Source organism: Neptuniibacter sp. UBA6509 (genome assembly GCA_002435145.1).
Taxonomy (GTDB): domain Bacteria; phylum Pseudomonadota; class Gammaproteobacteria; order Pseudomonadales; family Balneatricaceae; genus Neptuniibacter.
This window is the reverse complement of record DJLT01000094.1, coordinates 27,030-48,706: the sequence shown is the minus strand read 5'-3', so window position 1 is coordinate 48,706 and position 21,677 is coordinate 27,030. Positions and strand designations below refer to the sequence as shown.

The following is a 21,677-nucleotide window of genomic DNA, read 5'->3' as shown; positions in this document are numbered from 1 at the left end:
ACTCTTTTCCTTAATTTTTAATGTTCTTAGTCTTCGCTAAATTGCTCGCAGATAGACAGGCGACGCTGGTTGATCGCTTCGCCTAGTTCAGGCCCTTTGAATCCTTCTTCCATTAGTTGTTTTGGCTGAATTTTCGCGATCAATTCGAGTATAGGATTTAGATGGCTCATGCTAACGTTCGTATGTAATGCGTTAATACATTCAATTAACTGCGGTAGGCGTTGAGGTCTTCGAATTAGATCAAGCGCTAAAATCGTATTGAGCTTTTTTTCGGCGCTGAGTTGATCAAACTGCGAGAATTGCTGGTGGTTGTTTTTACAGTGTAGCGCCAACTCTTTATAGAGGTTTGGGGTACGTAAGCGCTCACAAAAAGAGTTAATGTTTAGATCGTTAGATAAAGATAGAAGGCAGGCGAAGCGAGTGATTGCGTTTTCGCTTTCCCCTTCCCCTTTGGTTGTTTGTTGGCTTACGACCTGAAAAGCTGCAATGAGTGAATCATTTATAGAGGGGGCTAATTCAGGGAGCACTTTGGTAATTGCGTTGCACTCTTGCAGAGCTTGTAAAAATATCCAGGGTGACGGTTCTGAAAGTGCACGTTCAAACTCTTTCCACACACGTTCCGATGTGAGGTGTTCCAATTCATCACCTGTGGATAGCTCTGTCATGAGTTGAAGGGTTTCATCTGCAATCGAGAACCCTAAGTGATGATAGCGTGCCGCAAAGCGGGCAACTCTTAATACTCTTAACGGGTCTTCAGAAAAAGCGGGAGATACATGGCGAAGTAGCTTGTCAGCCAAATCCTGTTGGCCGTTATAGGGATCATAGATCTGTCCTTCATCATCCTCGCTATCAACATCCATGGCCATAGCGTTAATGGTGAGATCTCGACGCAGTAAGTCCTCTTCGAGGGTCACGGATGGGTCTGCATGGTACTGAAAGCCAGTATAGCCTTTACCTGACTTTCTTTCTGTTCTAGCAAGTGCGTATTCCTCACCGCTTTTGGGGTGGATAAAGACGGGAAAGTCTTGCCCAACTTGCTGGTAGCCTAAATCGATCATCTCTTGTGCGGTGGCGCCAACAACAACCCAATCTTTATCAAAAATAGGGAAGTCTAATAGTTTGTCTCGTACCGCTCCGCCCACTAGATAGATTTGCATTAGCTTTGCTCGCACAAGTTAGGTTGTTCCACACGCCATGCTTCAAAACCACCATTGATGCTATAGACCTCATCAAAGCCTTGCTCGATTAAGAACTGTGCAGCGTTTTGGCTGCTAATGCCGTGATAGCAACAAACGAGTAGGGGATTGTCCATGTCGGCATCGTGCATAAACTGATGCATATTTTCATTAGTTAGATTGACCGAGCCTGAAATGTGGGCCTGTGCATAACTTTGTGCGTCACGTATATCTGCAACCCCAGCGCCTTGTTCCATTAGTGCAACGGCTTGGTTGGAATCGATGCATTTGAATTCGCTCATAAGGGTTCTCTTTTATAAATATTGGCTAGTGGGTGGCGGAGTATGTTTGGGTTGTATCGCGTTGATACTAAACGTTTTCATATCTTCTAAGCGCAGCGCTGTTAATTTTCCACCCCAAACGCATCCGGTATCTAATGCGAATACATTATCCGCATCGGCTTCGCCTTCTAAGGCAGCCCAGTGCCCGAAAATGATCCGAGTGTTTTGTTCTTTAGGGTTTTTGCGCGGTAGTCTGAACCAAGGCTTGTGCCCTTCAGGTTGAGAATCAAGGGTGCCTTTAGCAGAAAAATCTAACTTCCCTTCAGGTGTGCAAAAGCGCATACGTGTTAAATAGTTGGTAATCAGCCTTAATCGATCCCAGCCTTCGAGCGTGGGGGTCCAAGTATCAGGCTTGTTGCCATACATGTGGGCGAAATATTCTTTGGCTAAAGTACTGTTAAGAACGTTTTCAACTTCTTTAGCGCGTTTTCTTGCTTTGCGTATGCTCCAGCAGGGTGGGATACCTGCGTGAATCATCGCTACACGATTTTCTTTATCGTGAACCATTAGTTTTTGTTGAAGAAGCCAAGATAGAAGTTCATCTCTATCTGGTGCGCTAAAGATTGGGGCCAGAGTGTCACTGCGTTTTTGCTTGGTGGCTTGAAAATAGATAGCGAGAAGGTGCAGGTCATGATTACCTAAAACGCAGGTTGCTCTTGGGCCTAATGATTTTAGAAAACGGAGGGTTTCAAGAGATTTTGGGCCGCGATTAACTAGGTCACCTGCGACCCATAATTGGTCCTGTTCAGAAAAGTTGACGAGCTTTAGCAGTGCTTGCAGCTCGTCATAACAACCTTGAATGTCACCAATTGCGTAGGTAGCCATATATCGCGACTCTAGCTTTAAGGGCTTGTATCATTAATGCAGTGCGTTAGGGCTTGCGAGAGTGAAAGCATCGATAGGGGTGTTGAAAGTACTGCCCTCATCTGTGCTCATTTCATAATGGCCTTGCATGCTGCCAACACTCGTAGCTAGAACTGCTCCACTGGTATAAGTGTAACTAGTATTGGGCTCTATAACCGGTTGTTCGCCCACAACCCCCTCTCCTTGGACCTCTTGGATGTGTTCGTTACCATCAGTAATCAACCAGTGCCTATTTAAAAGCTGTACCGGCATGACATTGTTATTGGTAATGGTAATCGAGTAAGAAAAAACAAAGCGTTTGCTGTCTGGGTCCGATTGCTTGGTCAGATAGTTTGTTTCCACTTTGATGTTTACGTTGTGTCCAAGCTCAAAATTATCCATTAACTTTTTATTTGCCTTTTTGCTGGGTAAGAAAGTTACTAATGGTTACAAAATTAGCAACAGATAGTCTTTCTGGGCGTAGGGTTGGATCAATGCCGATGCTTTCTAAATCTTCAGCACTCAGAAGTGGTTTTAGGTTATTACGTAAAGTTTTTCTGCGCATATTAAATGCAGTCCGTACCACTATCTCAAACTGCTCTTTATCTTCAGCGATATCAGGTAGCGTTTGGTAAGGCGTTAATCTAATAATAGCTGAATCGACCTTAGGGGCAGGGTTGAATGCACCAGGCGGAACCATAAATAGGGATTCAACTTTGCAAAAGTACTGCGCCATGATGCTTAAGCGACCATAGTTGTTTTCCCCAGGCCCAGCAGCCATTCTATCTACAACTTCTTTTTGTAGCATGAAATGCATATCTTCTACGTTTTCTGCATGACTTAGAAGGTGGAAAATAAGTTGCGTGGATATATTGTAGGGTAGGTTTCCGACAATCCTTAGACGCTTTTCACCTTTGCGAAGTTGGGAGAAATCAAATTTCATAGCATCGGCTTCGTGGATGCGAAATTTATCTTCATAGGTAAAGAATTTAGTGCGTAGAATCGGCGGAAGGTCTCTATCGAGCTCAATGGCGTCTAGCTCGCCTGCTTCAGATAGAAGTTCTTCAGTTAATGCACCTAAGCCGGGGCCAATCTCTACGATCTGGTCTGACTCATGAGGTGCTATTGCACGAATGATACGACGAATCACGCCATGATCATGCAGAAAGTTTTGCCCAAAACGCTTACGGGCTTTGTGTGCTACAGGTTTTTTGCTCATGAATTAGTTCGCGCGTTGATTGCGGTGACGAGACATTTCGCCAGCATAGTCGATGGCAGTAAGTAAACTGCCAGAATCTGCATGACCTGTACCTGCAAGATCTAAGGCAGTGCCATGATCTACGGAGGTGCGAATAATAGGCATGCCTAAAGTGATATTCACTGCTTTACCAAAGCCTTTGTATTTTAGTACAGGCAGGCCTTGATCGTGATACATCGCTAATACTGCGTCTGCAGTTTGTAAGTATTTTTCGGTGAAAAGAGTGTCTGCTGGAAGTGGCCCTTCAAGATCAATGCCTTGCGCTCTGAGCTCCGAAAGTGTGGGTTCGATTGTTTCGATCTCTTCCATGCCTAAATGGCCACCTTCACCTGCATGAGGATTAAGGCCAGTGACCAATATTTTGGGCTTGGCTATTCCAAAGCTCGTCTTTAAATCGTCATTTAACACGTGAATCACTTCGCTAAGTAGTTCCGGCGTTATTGCATCGGCTATCTCACGAAGTGGAAGATGTGTTGTCGCTAAAGCAACACGTAGACCTTCAGTTGCGAGCATCATGACGACTTTCTTCGTTTCTGTTAATGCTTCTAGAAACTCAGTATGTCCACTAAAAGGTATGCCCGCTTCATTAATAACGCCTTTGTGAACAGGCGCAGTAATTAATGCCGAAAAGGTACCGTCAAGGCAGCCTTGGGTTGCGATGCTGAGCGTTTTAAGAACATATTCAGCATTCGCTTTGTTGAGTTCGCCAGGTAAAGCATCCACTTTCAGCTCTACAGGAATGACCTTTAGGGTACGTGCAGGTGTTGGTGATGCAGGTAGCTGAGGATCAAACTGCTCAATTGAAAGTGGCAGCTGAAGCAGGCTGGCGCGCTTGCGAAGTAGTTCAGGGTCCGCAATAACGACCAGCTCATCAGGATGCCCGGACTGTGCAATTTGAATGCACAGATCGGGGCCTATGCCCGAAGGCTCTCCAGGTGTAATGGCAAGGCGACTGATCCCCAAGTGATTACTCCTTGATGTCGATGTAAGCTTGAGAGTGTATCTCGCGTAACCAGTTTGTTAGTTCTTCATTGAACTTTCGCTTTTGGATTACAGCACGGGCACGACTTTCTTGCATCTCTTCACCAAGATCTTGAGTACGTTTATCTAGCACGGTCAAAATGTGCCAGCCAAAACGGGATTCAAAAGGTGCTGAAACGTGGCCAATCGGTGTATTGTTCATCACCTGCTCAAATTCTGGCACCATCTGCCCATTTTGAGTCCAGCCTAAAGAGCCCCCTTCAGAGCCGCTTGCTGAATCATCGCTGTACTCTTTAGCAATCGAGGTGAACTCTTCACCGCTCTGGATGCGTTGGCTTAATTGGTTTATCTGGCGTTTAGCTTGGGCTGATGTGCGAATTTCACTTGGTTTAAGTAAAATATGGCTAACCAAAAGCTGTTCGACTAATTGTACAGCACCACCGCGTTTATCTTTCATTAAAATGATATGAAAGCCACTTGGCGAGCGAATAGGTTTGCTGAACTCAGCAGGTGAGAGTTTACGCGCTGCATCACCAAGAGTTTCAGGTAGCTCAGCCGCTTTTCTCCAGCCTAAGTCACCACCTTTTAATGCGTTGGGTGCATTTGAAAATTCTACGGCTAACTGTGAAAAATCCGCACCACTTTCTAGTTTATTATAAACCTCGTGAGCAGATTTCTCCGCAGCTTGGATGATCTCAGGAGACGCTTGAGAAGGGGTGGCGATCAGTATATGGCCTAGTGAGTATTCAGCGGATAACTCAGCTTTACCATTTTCAGAGTTGAGGAAGTTATTTAGTTCTTGCTCGGTAACACGAATACGTCGGTTAACAAAGTTCTGTTGTACGCTGTTGATTAAAAGCTCATTACGAATCTGTTCGCGCGCCTGTTTGTAATCACGGCCTTCTGCTATTAGAGCTTCGCGGAACTGTTCAATGGATAGGCCATTTTGGCTCGCAATACGGCCTAGTGCTCCGTTTAGCTGACCATCAGAGATACGGATGCCTTGTCTGCTTGCCATCTGTTTTTGAATGCTTTCCAAAATTAGACGGTTGAGCACCTGTTTGCGCAAAATATGCTCAGGAGGAAGTTGTGTTTTTCGTGCGGATAGTTGCTCTTTGGTAATCGCGATTCGTTGCGTTAGCTCACTCTGCATAACGATACCTTCATTGACAACGGCAGCGACACGATCAAGCGGTATTGCTTCAGCCAATAAGGTTTGAGTGGGAGTAAGCAGTGCGAATACTGCAATAGATAGTAATTTGCGAAGCTTAATTGTCATTTTGCTCTTCACGCTCTTCATAGCCTATGATGTCATTTAGGAAGTCATTAGTACCACTTCCAAATGAGCCGAGTCCTTTTAGGGTAAAGTTAAGGAATACGCCTGTATCAAATTCATCTGTGTCGTCTAGCCAGCGGCGACCTGCAACGCTAACTTTCCAACAGCAGCTTTCGTATTCTAGACCTAATGCGGTTTCTAAACTGTCACTGTCTTCAATGTCATAAAGCCAGCGGCCCATGCCTGTCCAGTTTCGAGTGATGGGCCAGATGAATGATAGATCAGTTTGATCTCGTTTATCTTCTTTGTAGCGATAACGAAAGTCAATTTGATGATTTATATCGCTATTGTAGCGGAGTCGAGTATTTGTTTCAGTTGCTTTAAAGTTACTGTGACTGAATATGGCATCTAGGCTGGCTTTAAAGTTAGGAGATACATACCAAGTCGCTTGAGTCGCAATATCGCTTTGACCGTCTGTTTCATCAGGTGTAGAGCTGTCCAGTTGTACTGTACGGTCTTTAAAATAGTAGGCTTGGCCTATACTGAAGTTAGCAGTTTCATTGCCATTCTCGGTATAAAGTCTGCTTGTTAAACCTAAAGAGATTTGTTGAGCATCACCTAATCTGTCATACCCACTGAAACGGTTTTGACGGAATAAAGATTGATAATTAAATGTCAGTGAGCTTGTATCGAAATCTGGTACTGCATCCTGGTTTTCTTCAGGTACATAGAGACCAAAGAATCGAGGTTCTAATGTTTGTATGCTACCGCTCGCGAGCACTCGTTCGAAGGCTAGGCTGCTATCAACACTAAGTATTGGCGCGCTCACGCTTGGGCTTGAGCTATAATCTGTGACTTGGTTTTCTAAAGAGTAAGAGCTATTCCATAAGCCTAGTTCGGGCTTCAGATAACCCCATGGGGATTGCCATAAATAGCTGATGCTGGGTAGAAAGAATCGACGATCACCGATAACTCGATCGGACCCTGTTAGCCCGTTAATATTGCGATCAAATTGGGTGTATTCGGCCTCGTAAGTGAAGTTTCCGCCGGAGCCAAATTCATTATCACCAATTAATGATAGCTGGGGTAATCGCTTATAAGGTGCTTTGCTATCATCATCTATTGTTTGATAATCATGTGCTTTAGCTTGGAATTTCCAGCTTTTAGCTTTGTAGGTGATGCTTGCTTTTTGATTTAGATGGTCCTGACGCACAACTTCTAAATTAGTATCTAAATCTTCAAAATAGTCGACATCGCTGACTGATGTGTAATCGATATCAGTCTGCCAGTTTTTAGCAAGTGTGCCCTTATGATCAATGCCTAATAACCAGCGGTTGTCATTCTTTATGTCGTCGTCAGGTAGGTAAGCTGTGTTTAGAGTGTTGTTTGACCAGCTATTTAAATATCGCAGTTCATTTTCCAGAAGAAGCCCTCTATCGGAAATGATTCTAGGTGTTAGTGTGTCATCTAGGTTCGGTGCGATGTTGAAATAATATGGAACAGCGAGATCTAATCCGTTGTCGTTGCTGTAGCCAATGCTAGGGTACAAGAAACCAGAGCGTCTTGTGTCGTCTATAGGGAAAGTGAAGTAAGGGGTGTAAAATACGGGTACCCCGGCAATTTTCAGTACAGCATCTTCTGCCTCACCATAGCCCTTCTCTTTATTGAGTACGATGCTGTCTGCATTGAGTTTCCACGCCTCACTGTATGGAGGGCAATAGGTATAATCACCATCCTCAAGCCTTAGGCGTTTGTCCTCTAGGCGAATAACACGATCTGCTTTACCACGTAAGCCATCTTCATGAAGGACATATTGAGCATTGTCGAAGATTGCCTCTTGGGTCGTTGTGTCTATCTGAGCATTATCGCTTAACATGAGTAAGCCAGGCTCACGGTATTGAACGTTTCCTTCAAAGCGGGCTTTATTAGTTATTTGATCAAGTTCAGCTCTGCTGGAAATTAGGCGTCTATTGCCCTGGCGCATATTAACGCCGCCGCTTAGGGTGCTAAGTCCACCAATCACTGTTGATGAACGGTCCGCTTCTAAATGTAAAGGCGGATTTGGATTATTTTCATCACCGTTAATCGCAAACTCAGGCTCTAGGTAACGTCCTGCGCATTGTTGTTGGCTTTGGTCGCGGTAATAGGCCCAATCTAAATGAGAGTATGGGTTTTCGGTAATGTAGCTGGTCGCAGCGATTGCCGTAGCAGAGGCTGCTCTGTTGGTCGGTACAGATAACGCATGTATGTTGACTTTGTTGCAATCCCAGTCGCCACTAGCTGATGTTCCACATTGCCATTCACTCCCAATAACCTCGTTTGTGACAACAGGTTTATTGCTGGCTGCAACTTGCGGGCTACTAGCTACGTAAGCAGCAGTTTCTGCTGGTTGCGTCTGTTGTGGTTGTACAGCAAGTTCTTGATTGCTTTGACCTTCACCTTCACCTTCACCGTTACATAACCATTCACCATTCGCACCTGCGACGCAGTCCCAAACACCATTGTTTGTTTGTTGTGATGTTATTTGACGTTTAGGCGTTGATGTTGGGGCAGTTGGAGTGCTTTGGGGATTTTTTTTGGGGATTGTAGTTATAGTGGCGGCAGTAGCTGTTGCGGCAGGTTTAATTGTAACTTCTTCGGTCGCAACGTTGCTTTCAGTATTAGGCTCTTGGTTTTGGATTGAAGTTCGGTCACTTGCCTGATTAGAGACAGTCTCGCTTTGAGATTCCTGTTCTGCTCGTTTTATTGCTTCTTCATTGACATCGCAGTCCCAGCCGCCATCTTTTGTCATGCTGCAGTTCCAAGCCATTTCAGCTTCGGAAGGCGTCGCTTCAGCACAGGAGTAACCCGATACGAGAGCTGCGCTAATCGCAAGTGTCAGTGTATAGGTAGAGCGTTTGGCGAAGGGCATCTATTAACTAAATCCGTTTTAACAGTTTTTCGGAGAATTCGACCATAATCCGAACCCCTGAAGAAAGCGTAAAGCGAGGAATGATAAATCATTCTCAGCAGCGAGTGTAGCGTTCGGGTGGTTTTTATGTGGATGAAGCAATTAATGAGGTTGAAAGTTTATGATCTAATACCTTTTTTTGTGGTTGAAATGTAATAATACGCTTAAACGAACATGTTTCTTTTATTAGGGTGTTGTAGTTAATGGATCAGCGTTGCGCGCAATTGAAAAACTGGCTGGAGCAAGAGTTGCCAAAGCTAGATACATATGATGGATGTGAATGGCAATTATCTGCAGTATCGGGAGATGCGAGTTTTCGACGTTATTTTCGTGCTCAGTCTGGCGATATGAGTTGGATCGCTGTTGATGCGCCCCCTGAAAAAGAAAATAGTTTGCCATTTGTAACGATTGCAGGCGAACTGGAATCTGCGGGTATATCGGTTCCGCATATTCATGCGCATGATTTGTCTCAAGGCTTTATGTTGCTTGAAGACTTTGGTGATGATCTCTATATGGCCAAGTTAAATGAGACGACTGTCGGTCGCCTTTATGGGCAAGCTTTAGATACTTTGCTTGCCATGCAAGAGTGCCAGCCTTCAAATGGCCGAATGTTTCCTCTTTATGATAGGCCTTTGTTGTCGAGAGAGGTCGAGCTGTTTCGGGAATGGTTTTTACAAAAGCTGTTAGGTATGACGCTCGATGAACAAGAGCAAGAGATGGTAGAGTTTTTGTTTAACTATGTTATCGATGCCGCGTTAGAGCAGCCTACGGTCTTTGTTCATCGCGACTATCATTCTAGAAATTTAATGTATCGTGAAAATAAAGCGCCGGGTGTGATTGATTTTCAAGACGCGGTGGAAGGTCCTCTCACCTATGATTTGGTCTCGATTTTGAGAGACTGCTATATTAGCTGGCCCGATGAGCAAGTATATGAATGGGTGGAAGATTTTCGTTTAAGCCTGATTGAGCGGGGGAAAGTGTTACCTGACTCAATTTACTTTAAACGTTGGTTTGATCTGATGGGTGCTCAGCGTCATCTGAAGGCGATAGGGATCTTTGTACGACTCAATATTCGTGATGGTAAGTCGGGTTATTTAGCTGATATTCCGCGGACAATGAATTATCTCATCGCTGTTGCTGCTAAAACTGAAGAGTTGAAACCTATCGCGGGGTGGTTGGTGCAAAAGGTGGTGCCTCAAATGAGGCAGAGCCCTTATTTTGAAGCTAATGTACTCGATAATTGGGTTGTTGAATGAGAGCGATGATACTGGCTGCTGGGCTGGGTAAACGGATGAGGCCATTAACGCTTACCAAACCTAAACCTTTGCTTGAAGTCGCAGGTATTCCTTTAATTGAATATCATGTGAAAGCACTTGTCGCCGCGGGCTGTAAAGATATTGTTATCAATCACTCATGGCTAGGGGAGCAGATTGAAGCATATTTAGGGGCTGGGGAGCGGTTTGGTGCGAGAATTAGTTATTCTGTAGAACCTGAGTTATTGGAAACAGCAGGGGGGATTCGTAAAGCGTTACCTTTGCTAACCGCTGGGGGTGAAGAAGCATTTCTAGTTGTAAATGGTGATATCTTTACAGATTATCCTTTTGAACGATTGCTTGCCGAAGAGGTAAAAGCGCCTTACCTTGTTTTAGTGCCTAATCCTTCGCATAACCCAGCGGGGGATTTCGGTTTGGTTGAGGGGGTGTTAGATCCTCATTTAGGTGAAAAATATACATATAGTGGTGTCAGTGTGTTGCCTGTAGCGATGTTTCAGGAACTTCAGTTGGATAAGCCTGAAGCGCTAGGGCCTATCTTGCGCTGCGCTATAGCATCAGGGAAAGTAGGTGCTGAGCTTTACGAAGGCTTTTGGACTGATGTAGGTACGCCAGAACGTTTAAGGCAAGTTGATCAACGAACTAAGGAGCAGAAGATAGATGGCTTTTGATGCGCAAGAGAAAGGTGCTGAGTTAGGCGATACATTTAAAAGGCACTCTACCTCAATTTTGTTGGGGGCTGTAGTTGGTCTGTTTTCAGGTGGTTTTTGGGGGCTGATCTTTGGTGGCGTTGTCGGTTTTTTAATTAGTCGGGCGTTAAAGAAAGCTGTTGCATCGCTTAATCCTCAAGAAGCCTTTTTTCGTGCGACATTCTCTGTGATGGGGCAAATTGCAAAGGCTGATGGGCGTGTTACTGAGGATGAAATCCAGTATGCGCGCAATGTTATGGCTCAGATGAGATTGGATGAGGCTAGAAGGCGTCAGGCTATGCAGTTCTTTACTGAGGGTAAAGACCCTGCATTTGATCTAAATAAAGTCGTTAAGCCGCTTTCCATTATGCTGAAGCGCAGACCTTCTGTGAAATTGATGTTTGTAGAGATACAGCTGCAAGCCGCTATGGCTGATGGTGAAGTAAGTACGCAGGAGTTACGAGTTATTGAGGCTTTGTGCCTTGCGTTGGATTTTGGTGCGGATTCTGTTGATGAGGTCATCGCAAGAGTTAAGGCGCAAAGAGATTTCTATCAGCATGGTCAAGAGGGTGTTGATAGTGAAGTATTGCTTAAGGATTCTTATGCGGTCTTAGGTGTCGAAGAAAGTGCGAGTGATGCTGAAGTTAAGAAGGCTTACCGTCGTCAGATGAGTCAGCATCATCCTGATAAATTAGTCTCTAAAGGATTGCCTGAAGAGATGATTGAAATAGCCAAAGAAAAATCACAGGAAATTCAAGCGGCCTATGAGCGTATTAAAAACGCTAGGAAGGCTTGATTTTTTTATGTTTTTTATCGTTTACCCCGGCGCTTTTTCTGACTCGGTAACTTGATTATTATCTAGCTGAATAGCACGCTTGTTTTGTTCGGCTTTAATAATGTAAGTGTTGATCATGCCGCGTGTATGTTTAAGGAGCCAAGAGTTGTTTCGTTTCCAGTTATCTGAAACTTCGGGCATTCTGCTTTGATGGAAATTATTCATTCGTTTATGTCTAGCGAGGCGTAAACGTCTAGCAGGTGATTCGGGTGTTAAATCATTTTCGTTTGTTATCCGTGAGCTATGGTGCAGATCGATAATGGTGCTTGAGATTTCTGGCAGCAGAGAGAGTAGCTTGGGCGCATTCTCTTGTAATGGGTCTCTTGCGTCGATCATTAGGAGCCTTAAATCTTGCTCCTTTTCGTTTTGTTGAACGTATTGGGCGGCCCATGTAGCGCCTGTGCCAACCCCCAGAATAATAAAACGGTTTAGATCATCACTGGCTTTCATGTGGTTGAAGGCTGCTTTGCCTAAGCGATTCGTTCTATCTTGGTAAGGCTCGGTTGGTTCTTGTTCTGCATTATCTTCGGGCGTAGCCGCGTCTGTGTTGTTTGGTGCTTCGGCTGGAGGTGCTGGTTGCTCCTCGATAGGGTTCTGTTCTGTTTGTTCTTCACCACCACTACCTTCTTCTGTGCTCGCTTCATTTGGTGAGTCCGGTTTTACTGCGGAAAGAACAGGTAGGGTTCGTTTAGGGATTTGGTTTCTTGCAGGCTGAGGAAGGTAGATAGACAGTGTATACCAGCCATAATCTGAGAGGCCTTCTCTGAGGTAGCTTATCTTATCAGGCCAATCCATATGAGTGCTTTGGTCAGGAAACATGATGATGCCCCCCTGTTTGATCCCGCTCCCTTCAATGCGATAGAAGGCAATTAGTTTTTCATCTTCTTTGCCGGTATCTAGTTGAAGTATCTCGGTTTCAGGATCTTGGCTTTTAAGTAGTTCTAGAATACGGTTTTTATCTGTATTGGGTTCTGTTCTCGGTATTTGGGGTGCAGGTGTAGGAGAGCTACCAGCCTCAGCTGTGTTCTCAGTGCTAGAGTTTTCTTCACCTTCGGCAGCATAGCTAGGCAAAGAAAGAAGCAGAATTGTGGCAAAAGTAGATAAAATAAATCTCATAATGTGGATTATGAGTAAGAAGCTGGCTGACAGCAAGATACTTGCTCCGTTAAAATAGCATTCACATTTATTATTTCGGACAATAAACCATGCCTGATTTTAAAATTGCCCCATCAATACTTTCTGCTGATTTTGCTTGTTTAGGTGAAGAAGTGGATAACGTACTGGCTTCTGGTGCGGATATTGTTCATTTTGATGTAATGGATAATCATTATGTTCCTAATCTAACTATCGGGCCGATGGTTTGTACTGCTTTGAGAAAGCATGGTGTAACAGCTCCGATTGATGTTCATTTAATGGTTAAGCCTGTTGATCGCCTTATCGGTGATTTCATTGAAGCGGGTGCGAGCTATATTACTTTCCATCCGGAAGGTTCAGAGCATGTCGATCGTTCATTGCAGATGATTCGTGATGGTGGCTGTAAGTCAGGTTTAGTTTTTAATCCAGCTACGCCGTTAAGCCAGCTTGAGTATGTGATGGATAAGGTGGATATGATTCTGCTGATGTCTGTGAACCCCGGTTTTGGTGGGCAGAAGTTTATCCCAGGTACACTAGATAAGCTTAGGCAAGCGCGTGAACTGATTGATAAAAGTGGTTATGACATCCGCTTAGAGATTGATGGTGGTGTTGGTATAGGGAATATTCGTGAAATCGCTGAGGCGGGTGCGGACACTTTTGTTGCGGGTTCAGCAATTTTTAATACGGATGATTATCAGACGACAATCGCAGAGATGCGTAAGCAGCTGGCTTTAGTAGGCTCATAAGGATGAAAGAGCTGTTCGATGGGGTCAATCCTGAGTTGGTGATGTTTGACCTAGATGGCACGCTGGTTGATAGCGTGCCAGATTTGGCTGTGGCTATTGATCGAATGTTACAGGCTCTGGATCGGCCACTAGCAGGTGTTGGTAAAGTCAGAAATTGGGTTGGTAATGGCGCTGCCGTACTAGTAAGAAGAGCCTTAGCGGATAATATGAGCGTTGATGCTCATGAAGAAGAGCTTTATGAAAAAGGTTTATCTCTTTTTATGGCGTTCTATGCTAAGGCAACTGCGGATCAAAGTCAGTTGTACCCAGGGGCTCTAGCCTGTTTGAAGTTATTAAAAGAGAATCGCATCAAGATGGGTTTGGTGACCAATAAACCTATTAGCTTTACTCGTACCATGCTTGATGGTTTTGAGTTAACGGGCTTCTTTGAGGTGATCTTAGGTGGAGACAGTCTTGCCAAGAAAAAGCCAGACCCGCTGCCTTTGCAAGAAATTATGCGTCAGTGTGGTGTAGCTGCGGATAGAGCATTAATGGTAGGTGATTCTATCAGTGATGTGAGTGCTGCAAGAGCTGCTGGCTGCGCAGTGGCTTGCGTTCCTTATGGCTATAATCATGGTGAGTGTATCTCCTTATCCGCTCCTGATCTTATGGTTGAGCGCTTAGATCATCTTTTACGCTAGTTGGTTTTATTGTATGTCGTAAAAAGCGATCAATTGAATGATTAAAATCGATTTTTTTAAAAATCCTATTCCTTTAATATTAGAGTGGCTCGCAAGCCATCCCTCATATATTGGCTTGTACTGCTAAGTTGAAAGATCTGAACTTGCAGGCTCTTATCACAGCATTTGTGCGCCCCGTTCTCGGGGCTTTTTTCTGTTCTTGAAGCTGTCTATTTAATGCCAGCGGTTGATTCAAATTGATCGCTGCTATATTGTTTATAGTTCCATAAACTTAATGTAAGCCTAAAAAATGCCCGTTTCTCCAGCAATGCAAAGATTTGATGCTGAATTAGTGTGTTTATCCTGTTCGGATAGACGATGGCGATGGCGTGTCTGATTTTCAAAAGCAGGCATGGGTCTAGGCAGGTTAAGTAATCAGTTGATGTATTCGCATTATTTGGATTACGCTCCAGCAGTAAGAAGTATCTGATATCCCTTCCTTTTCTAAAATGTCTGCTCTTTCGCCTCCTTGAATATAATTTTTGGCATTAAGAGTGACCTGTTATGACACCTGAACAGTTCGCGGAACTGTCCGCGCAGAATTACAACCGTATCCCCGTAACACGTGAAGTGCTTGCTGATTTGGATACGCCCTTATCAACCTATAAAAAGCTGGCTAATGCGCCTTATAGTTACCTTCTGGAGTCTGTTGAAGGTGGCGAGACTTGGGGGCGTTACTCAATTATTGGCTTGCCTTGTCGGACGGTGCTTAAAGTTCAGCGTGAACAGGTTTCTATTTTTGATGACGGTGAGTTGGTTGAATCTCATGATGTCGAAGATCCTTTAGAGTTCGTTGAACGTTTTCAAGAGCGCTACAGCGTTCCTGAGCTTGAAGGATTGCCTCGGTTTAATGGTGGGTTGGTCGGGTACTTTGGCTATGATTGCGTTCGCTATGTTGAGAAGCGCCTGAAAGATAGCTGTCCTGAAGATGTGTTAGGCACGCCAGATATCTTGCTGATGGTCTCTGATGAGGTCGTAGTGTTTGATAACTTGGCTGGTAAGCTCGTATTGATTTGTCATGCAGACCCTGCTCAAGAGGGCGCTTACGAGGCTGCACAAGATCGATTGGATGTTCTTGTTGAGCAGTTAAGAGCGGCGATTCCGTATGATAAGCCAGCAGTAGAGGATCAGCGAGAGGTTAAAGAGACGGAGTTTAAGTCTAGCTTTGGTGAACAGGCTTTTATGGAGTCTGTGGATAAGATCAAAGAGTACGTGCTTGATGGTGACATTATGCAGTGCGTGATCTCTCAGCGTATGTCTATACCGTTCAGCCGTAAGCCGTTAGATCTTTATCGTGCGCTACGTTGTTTGAATCCATCTCCTTACATGTATGTGCTAAATCTAGATGATTTTCATGTGGTTGGTTCTTCTCCGGAGATTTTGGCCCGCGTTGAGGATGGTCAGGTCAGTGTTCGTCCAATTGCTGGAACGCGTAAGCGAGGTGCTACGCCTGAAGAAGACCTGGCAATGGAAAAAGAGCTCTTGGCTGATCCTAAAGAGATTGCTGAGCATCTGATGCTGATTGATTTGGGTCGTAATGATGTCGGACGTGTTGCCGAAGTGGGTGGCGTTGAGTTGACAGATAAAATGGTCATCGAGCGCTATTCGCATGTTATGCATATAGTTTCCAATGTTAATGCAAAGCTTAAGCCTAAAGTTTCTGCAATGGATGTGCTAAGAGCAACATTGCCAGCGGGCACGCTTAGTGGTGCTCCGAAGGTGAGGGCAATGGAGATTATTGATGAGATGGAGTCTGTAAAGCGTGGGGTTTACGGCGGCGCTGTGGGGTATCTATCTTGGAATGGAAATATGGATACTGCAATAGCGATACGTACAGCAGTTATCAAAGATGAAATTTTGCATATCCAGGCGGGGGCAGGCGTTGTGGCTGATTCGGTTCCTCGTTTGGAGTGGAAGGAAACGATGAATAAAGGGCGTGCTATTTTTAGTGCTGTAGCGATGGTTGAGAAGGGGCTTGATAGTGCGTAATTTGAGCTTTTTTCACGGAAATGTCATGATCTGTCTATAGGATAGTGTAGTTTTATCAGCAGGGTTGTGTTGCGTTGCAAAAAAGCTCAGGTATAGTCATATTAAGTTTCTATTAAGGTCCATTTGACGGTCTCATTAAATATTTATCATGTATTTATACAAAAGATTAAATGCTCTGTCTGTATTTAAACTGCGGGCAGTATTGTTTTGGCAAGGATGATTAGATGAATAAGTTTAAGAAATTTGTATATACGCCAGCAGGTTATAGTGATGCTTCTATTGCTATTGCCGCGTGTCGAGCGGGTGGCGTTGGTATATTAAATGCTGAGTTGAGTGTCGAATCTGCCAAATTGCTTGAGCAATTAGATCTGTTATCTAAGCATGGTCGTAATGAGTTTGGTTTAAAGCTGGATACGGTTAATACAGAACTGCTGGCTGCCGCAGAAGCTAAAATCGATCAAGGTTTTAGTTATCTGATTATAGATGACCTTCTAGTTGCTTCTCTAGCTAAAGAAATTGCGCGTTTACGTGAGAAGGGTGTAATTGTCTTCGTTGAGGTTGTGGATGCCCACACCGATGAAGCAATGCTGGCAAAGCATGCTGATGGCTTGATGATTAAAGGCCATGAAGCTGGCGGATTTGTGGGTGAAGGTAGTAGCTTTATTCTTTTGCAAAAATGGGCAGGGAAAACTACGCTGCCGCTGTTTGTGCGTGGTGGTATTACACCGCATGTTGCTGCCGCTTGTAGTGCTGTAGGTGCTCAAGGTGGCGTATTAGAAAGCCAAGTTCTTTTGTTAAAAGATTCACCTTTAGCAGATAATCTCGCTCCATATGTTGGCAACTTATCAGGCAATGAAACGGTAGCGATCGGTGATGAGGAGTTAGGCGCTTATTTTCGAGTTCTAGTTCGTCCGGGTTATCGTAATGCTCAGTCATTTAATACTGAAATGTCAGGTCAGGTGGTTAAGCCTGAAGATGTTCTAGGTAAGGTGAATTGGGATTCTCCTCAGAAAGGTTTGTTGCCGCTAGGCCAAGATATTTGTTTTGCCAAAGCTTGGCGTGATAAATATGGCTACTTATCAGATCTGTTTACCGCGATTGATCAAACCGTTGGTGAATCGATTGAGCAAGCGCTTGAACATAAGCCTTTATCGGAAAATGCACCTCTAGCTGAAGCTCTTGGGATTCGCTTCCCTCTTGTTCAGGGGCCGATGAGTCGTGTATCGGATAATGCTGAATTTGCAGGTGCTGTTGCTGATGGTGGTGCCTTGCCAATGTTAGCGTTTGCATTATTGAAAGGTGCTGCGTTAGATAAACTATTGGATGACACTGATAAGCGTTTAGGTGATAAACCTTGGGGTATAGGTTTGTTGGGGTTTGCCCCTCAATCCTTATTGGATGAGCAGATATCTCTAGCGCAAAAATATAAGCCTAAATATGCGATTATTGCGGGTGGTCGTCCAGATCAGGCTGTAAAGCTAGAGCAGGAAGGGGTTCAGTCTTTCTTGCATGTGCCTTCATCTAATTTGATTCCACTGTTTTTACAAGAAGGTGCTCATCGCTTTATTTTTGAAGGGCGTGAGTGTGGTGGGCATATTGGACCGCTAAGCAGCTTCGTCTTGTGGAGTACAATGGTTGATCGCCTTTTGGAGGAGATTGATTCAGGTAGATCCAAGGCTGAGGGTATTCAGGTACTGTTTGCTGGTGGTGTTCATGATGAAGTGTCTGCTGCAATGGTGCAGGTATTAGCAGCGCCATTACTGAGTAAGGGCGTTCAAGTCGGTGCGCTAATGGGAAGTAGCTATCTCTTCACTAAGGAGATTGTTGAATCGGGGGCTATTGTTCCTGCTTTCCAGAAAGAGGTTGTTGAGTGTGAGCATACGGTAAGCTTGGAATCGGGTCCGGGTCATGCGAGTCGTTGTGCTTACACGCCTTTTGCAAAAATGTTTTTTAATAAACGCCGTGAGATGATTGAGCAGTCTGTGCCTGTGGATGAGGCACGCGCTACGCTTGATGATTTGATAATGGGCCGTTTACGTATTGCCTCTAAAGGTTGTGCGCGTGTAGGTGAAAATGCCAAATTAACGGCGCTTGATGAGAAAACTCAGCATGCTGATGGTATGTATATGCTGGGTCAGGTCGCGACTCTGCGAACAGATCTCTTAAATATTGATGCTTTGCATGAGCAAGTAACTGGAGGTGGGCTTGCATTGCTAGCTGCCAATGCCGTTGATGCTCAGCAAGCGGATGAGGCTGACTCTAAGCCTGTTGATATTGCTATTGTGGGTATTTCAGGTCTTTTCCCGCAGGCAAACTCTACTGAAGAATATTGGTCAAATATTCTTGATAAAGTGGACGCTATCACAGAGATCCCTTCTCACCGTTGGGATTGGCGTTTGTATTTTGATGAAAATCGAGATGCGAAAGATAAAATATACTCCCGTTGGGGTGGTTTTATTGATGATTTGGCATTCGATCCTACAAAATATGGGATGCCGCCAAAGTCCGTAGATGCGGTCGATCCAATGCAGTTAATGGCTTTGGAGGTAGCTTCGCGAACACTTGCTGATGCAGGTTATGATAAACGTGAATTCGATCGTGAGAATGCTTCCGTTATCATTGGTGCCAGTGGTGGGGCCGGTGATGTAGGCATGCAGTATGGATTACGTGCGGAGATGCCTCGTTTTAAAGGCGATCTGCCTGACCATATTGCTGATATGTTACCTGAATGGACGGAAGACTCGTTCGCCGGAATATTGATCAATGTAATGGCTGGGCGTATAGCAAATCGTCTGAATTTTGGTGGTGTAAACTTTACCACTGATGCCGCATGTGCATCATCTTTGACAGCTATTTATCAGGGCATTTCTGAATTAACTGCAGGTCGCAGTAATTTTGTCCTTGCTGGGGGGGTTGATACAGTTCAAGGCCCGTTTGGTTACCTTTGCTTCAGTAAAACCCAAGCTTTATCGCCACGTGGTCGATGTCGTACGTTTGATTCAACGGGCGATGGCATTGTTATTTCTGAAGGTATCGCAATGGTCGCAATGAAGCGCCTTGAGGATGCTGAACGGGATGGCGATCAAATTTACGCAGTTATTAAAGGTGCTGGTGGTAGCAGTGATGGTAAAGCGAAAGGCTTAACCGCTCCTCTTCCTCAAGGCCAGCTCAGAGCTATGCGTCGCGCTTATCAACAAGCGGGCTTCGGTCCTGAAACCGTAGGTCTTTTTGAAGCTCATGGCACAGGTACGGTTGCCGGCGATACTGCGGAACTAGAAAGTACAACTAGGCTGCTGAAAGAAGCGGGCGTTGAAGCTAAACATGCGGTTGTCGGTTCGGTCAAAACAATGATCGGTCATACGAAAGCAACTGCTGGTGTGGCGGGTTTGATTAAAGCTGCTTTGGCTTTGAAACATCAGGTTCTGCCTCCCCATTATGGTGTAGAAAAGCCAAATAACGTGCTTGCTGATGAATCTTCTCCGCTTTATTTACTTGATGAGGCTCAGCCTTGGTTAAGTAAAGGTGAGCCTCGCCGTGCAGCGTGTAGCGCATTTGGTTTCGGTGGCACCAATTTTCATGTTGTTTTGGAAGAATATCAAGGTGAATACCGTCCTTGGATGAAGAAAGCTGCGCGTCAAAATGGGCCTGCTGAACTTCTTATCTGGAGTGCGGAATCGGGCGAGAAGTTAATCGCTAAGTTTTCTGAACTTGCGAATGAACTCGCTTCAGTTGATGTTTTAGATCTGAAAAAGCTTTCATTCAATCTTATTAAAAAGCGTAAAGCGGGTCTTGAGACAGTCGTTATTGTTGCGAAAGATCATGCCGACCTTGTTGAAAAAGTGGTCGCAACGCTAGGTTATTTGAAAGATGAAATTTCAGCGCTGCCTGAAGGTGTATATCACGGTAATGGTCAGAAAACTGAAGGTAAAGTAGCTGCGATGTTCCCTGGGCAGGGGGCTCAATACACGCATATGGCGCGTGAAGTTGCTTACACATTCCCTGCGGTTAATGCCGCTTTGGCTGAAGCTGATGGTTTTTTGAAGACTCCATTTGCTGAACGGTTTGGAAAAAACCTTACGCTGAGTGATTTTGTTTATCCGCGTGCGACTTATACAGCAGAACAGAAAAAAGCAGCTACAAAAGCCTTAACAAGTACTGATGTGGCTCAACCTGCTTTGGGTGCAGTTGAGACAGGTTTATGGCGACTGCTACAGTCGTTAGATTTCAAAGCCGATATGTTTGCCGGACATAGCTATGGTGAGTTTGTTGCATTGCATGCAGCAGGTGGCTTTGATTACGAAACATTGATCGCATTATCTGAAGCGCGCGGGCGTTTCATTGTTGATGAATCTAGTAAAGCGGGTGGTGAACTTGGAACAATGGCGGCTGCTCAAGCAACGCGTGATCAAGTTGAATCTGCTATTGCTGGGGTTGAGGGCGTTATTGTTGCGAACCATAACGCACCTGCACAATGTATTATTTCTGGCTCTCAAGAGGGAATAGATAAAGCAATTAAGGCGTTATCTAAGGCTGATATTACAGCAACCCCTATTCCAGTAGCCGCTGCATTCCATTCGCAGTTTGTGCAGCCAGCTCAATCACATCTTGCGAAGCTAATTGAGCAAACTGATTGGAGTGCCCCAGAGTCTCCTGTTTATTCTAATAGCTCGGGTGATATTCATCAGTCTGAAATTAAGCAGTTAAAGTCATCAATGGCAGAGCATCTGGTCAATCCTGTTGAATTTGTAAAACAGATTGAATCAATGTATCGAGATGGCGCTCGGGTCTTTGTTGAGGTTGGGCCTAAATCTATATTGTCACGACTCATTGCTCAAACATTAGGGGATCTTCCTCATACAACAGTTGCACTTGATAATAGCCAAGAGGGTGTTTACGGCATTCTTAGCGCATTAGGGCAACTGATTAGTGAAGGGGTTGAACTTGATCTACTTCCTTTATTAGCAGGCCTTGCGTGTGAGACTGAAAAATCTGACGCGCTTAACGGTTTTGTAAAACAGAGTCCGGTGTCTAAACATGCTTGGATTCTAAATGGTAGCGGTGCACGACGTGCATCAGATCCGATAAAACAGATAGGTGTAACCTTGGAGCAGGCACAGATGCAAATGCAAAAGACTCCGCTAGCAGAAGCTACGAGTATTGTGCATGAAACGTCTACAGCGCTGGCACCAATGGCTACAAACCCAAAAAGTAATAGAACTCATTTTAAGCATAACAAGGAGCGAACAATGGATGGGCGCAGGCAAGCACCAAATGCTGGTGGTCCGGCAGTGATGGCAGAGTACTTTGATATGATGCGTCAATTCCTGGAAAGTCAGGAAAACGTTATGTCAATGTATCTAGGTGGTACGTCTGTACCACGTACAGGTGAGGCGCGACCACAGCGCATCCCACAAGCAGTTCCTCGGGTGGCTGAATTGCCAGTTGAAGCTCCGGTCGCAGCACCTGCTCC

At 44.8% G+C, this 21,677-nt stretch carries 16 protein-coding genes; 7 read left to right on the top strand and 9 right to left on the bottom strand.

The window, feature by feature from the left end:
- Positions 1–26: 26 nt before the first annotated feature.
- From B4K11_RS11915 to B4K11_RS11880, 8 genes are read right to left on the bottom strand one after another with little or no spacing between them, the layout of a single operon-like run.
- Positions 27–1,157 (bottom strand): hypothetical protein, encoded by a 1,131-nt coding sequence (locus B4K11_RS11915; protein ID WP_292950937.1) that lies wholly within the window; start codon positions 1,155–1,157, stop codon positions 27–29.
- A complete protein-coding gene (gene glpE / locus B4K11_RS11910; protein WP_292950935.1) occupies positions 1,157–1,477 on the bottom strand; it encodes a thiosulfate sulfurtransferase GlpE in 321 nt (106 codons plus the stop codon). Before glpE ends, B4K11_RS11915 begins: the two co-directional genes overlap by 1 nt.
- Before the next feature lie 12 nt (positions 1,478–1,489).
- Entirely contained in the window at positions 1,490–2,341 is an 852-nt protein-coding gene (locus tag B4K11_RS11905; protein ID WP_292950933.1) for a symmetrical bis(5'-nucleosyl)-tetraphosphatase, read from the bottom strand.
- Between the two features lie 33 nt (positions 2,342–2,374).
- Positions 2,375–2,761, bottom strand: a complete 387-nt coding sequence (gene apaG / locus B4K11_RS11900) for a Co2+/Mg2+ efflux protein ApaG (protein WP_292950931.1) — start codon at positions 2,759–2,761, stop codon at positions 2,375–2,377.
- 7 nt (positions 2,762–2,768) lie between these two features.
- Positions 2,769–3,578, bottom strand: a complete 810-nt coding sequence (rsmA, locus tag B4K11_RS11895) for a 16S rRNA (adenine(1518)-N(6)/adenine(1519)-N(6))-dimethyltransferase RsmA (RefSeq protein WP_292950929.1) — start codon at positions 3,576–3,578, stop codon at positions 2,769–2,771.
- A gap of 3 nt (positions 3,579–3,581) precedes the next feature.
- Complete coding sequence (pdxA, locus tag B4K11_RS11890; protein ID WP_292950927.1) at positions 3,582–4,580, bottom strand: 4-hydroxythreonine-4-phosphate dehydrogenase PdxA; 999 nt, start codon at positions 4,578–4,580, stop codon at positions 3,582–3,584.
- 4 nt (positions 4,581–4,584) lie between these two features.
- The gene (locus B4K11_RS11885) at positions 4,585–5,877 is read right to left on the bottom strand and encodes a peptidylprolyl isomerase (protein WP_292950925.1); all 1,293 of its coding nucleotides are present in this window, start codon (positions 5,875–5,877) and stop codon (positions 4,585–4,587) included.
- Positions 5,867–8,785 carry an LPS-assembly protein LptD gene (locus B4K11_RS11880; protein WP_292959397.1) on the bottom strand — a complete coding sequence of 973 codons (2,919 nt, stop codon included), beginning with the start codon at positions 8,783–8,785 and terminating at the stop codon, positions 5,867–5,869. Before B4K11_RS11880 ends, B4K11_RS11885 begins: the two co-directional genes overlap by 11 nt.
- Before the next feature lie 242 nt (positions 8,786–9,027).
- Between B4K11_RS11880 and B4K11_RS11875 the strand changes: the two genes are divergently transcribed.
- From B4K11_RS11875 to djlA, 3 genes are read left to right on the top strand one after another with little or no spacing between them, the layout of a single operon-like run.
- Positions 9,028–10,080 (top strand): aminoglycoside phosphotransferase family protein, encoded by a 1,053-nt coding sequence (locus B4K11_RS11875; RefSeq protein WP_292950921.1) that lies wholly within the window; start codon positions 9,028–9,030, stop codon positions 10,078–10,080.
- Positions 10,077–10,766 carry an N-acetylmuramate alpha-1-phosphate uridylyltransferase MurU gene (gene murU / locus B4K11_RS11870; RefSeq protein ID WP_292950919.1) on the top strand — a complete coding sequence of 230 codons (690 nt, stop codon included), beginning with the start codon at positions 10,077–10,079 and terminating at the stop codon, positions 10,764–10,766. The genes B4K11_RS11875 and murU overlap by 4 nt, the downstream gene beginning before the upstream one ends.
- Entirely contained in the window at positions 10,756–11,580 is an 825-nt protein-coding gene (gene djlA / locus B4K11_RS11865) for a co-chaperone DjlA (protein WP_292950917.1), read from the top strand. Before murU ends, djlA begins: the two co-directional genes overlap by 11 nt.
- A gap of 21 nt (positions 11,581–11,601) precedes the next feature.
- Here djlA and B4K11_RS11860 read toward each other — a convergent pair whose 3' ends face one another.
- Positions 11,602–12,735, bottom strand: coding sequence for a DUF3530 family protein (locus B4K11_RS11860; protein ID WP_292950915.1), 1,134 nt, complete (start codon positions 12,733–12,735; stop codon positions 11,602–11,604).
- A gap of 89 nt (positions 12,736–12,824) precedes the next feature.
- On the opposite strand from B4K11_RS11860, the gene rpe reads away from it, so the two are divergent.
- The 4 genes from rpe to B4K11_RS11840 form a co-directional block, all read left to right on the top strand.
- A complete protein-coding gene (rpe, locus tag B4K11_RS11855) occupies positions 12,825–13,499 on the top strand; it encodes a ribulose-phosphate 3-epimerase (protein WP_292950913.1) in 675 nt (224 codons plus the stop codon).
- A 2-nt stretch (positions 13,500–13,501) separates the two neighbouring features.
- A complete protein-coding gene (locus B4K11_RS11850; RefSeq protein ID WP_292950911.1) occupies positions 13,502–14,179 on the top strand; it encodes a phosphoglycolate phosphatase in 678 nt (225 codons plus the stop codon).
- 543 nt (positions 14,180–14,722) lie between these two features.
- Positions 14,723–16,207, top strand: a complete 1,485-nt coding sequence (gene trpE / locus B4K11_RS11845) for an anthranilate synthase component I (protein WP_292950909.1) — start codon at positions 14,723–14,725, stop codon at positions 16,205–16,207.
- A 224-nt stretch (positions 16,208–16,431) separates the two neighbouring features.
- A partial coding sequence (locus B4K11_RS11840; RefSeq protein ID WP_292959396.1) for a type I polyketide synthase occupies positions 16,432–21,677 on the top strand: 5,246 nt, incomplete at its 3' end.